The 832-nt window shown below is 52.4% G+C and carries 1 protein-coding gene; it reads left to right on the top strand.

Translation table 11 applies throughout. The features are described from left to right. Window positions 1-670: hypothetical protein (locus DVK07_RS23880; RefSeq protein ID WP_233565548.1), on the top strand; the 670-nt coding region annotated here is incomplete at its 5' end. Between the last annotated feature and the right edge of the window lie 162 nt (window positions 671-832).

The following is an 832-nucleotide window of genomic DNA, read 5'->3' as shown; positions in this document are numbered from 1 at the left end:
CACTAATCGAGGGTGGCGTGGCTTGGAGGGCAGCCATACTGGTGTCTTCCTGAAACACTCACTAAAATCACTGCGATTGATAGGAAACGATAGCCGTTTCTCAAAACAGATTTTGAACGTTCCGGAGATTGACACCGTCTGCTCTTCAATGCCGTATATGACCCTCTACCAGACACTTGGTCAGTGCTCGAACAGCACCAGCAGACGCCGATTCCTCGCCGCATGTGGCGTTGGACTCTTCGGCAGCACAGCTGGCTGTACGACGATCGTGGACAGCCTTGCCGATCTCGCGTTGGGCGATGTCAATCTCTTCAACGAAACTGAGGATGTCCTTACCGGTACTGTGACTATCACCGGTCCGGGAGATGAGACTGTCCTATCAGAATCATTTGAGTTACCACCGGAATCGGACGATGAAGATACTAACGAGAACAGCGATGAAGACGGCGTGACGGCCTACGAAGACGTGTGGACTGAGCCTGGCACCTATGAAGCAAGTGTCGAATTGGATAGTGAGTCCGAAGTTCAGGGGGAATCCACTGCATCAGAGTCAATCTCCATTGATAACACGTCCGAGGAGATGCTCGCCATCGCGTTCGGTATGGAAGAGGTCGATGACGCGATCGGCTTTATGGTTGGCGAGTCGTTGAGCGACTTCGCACAGGCGTGACCGACACCATCTGTTTCACTTCTCGTTCCCATTCAAGCTGATTTTGACCTTTCCAAGTTTTTATACGTGCTATTAGTGGATCGTTCCACATATGCCCTCTATCACGCGACGAAGGACGATTGGCCTGTTCACAGGATGCGCTGCCCTCACCGCAATCGGCGG

Origin of the sequence: Halorubrum sp. Atlit-26R (assembly GCF_003666015.1) — an archaeon.
In the GTDB taxonomy this organism is placed as follows: Archaea; Halobacteriota; Halobacteria; order Halobacteriales; family Haloferacaceae; genus Halorubrum.
The sequence above is the reverse complement of the archived record's forward strand: the minus strand, read 5'-3'. Positions and strand labels throughout refer to the sequence as shown.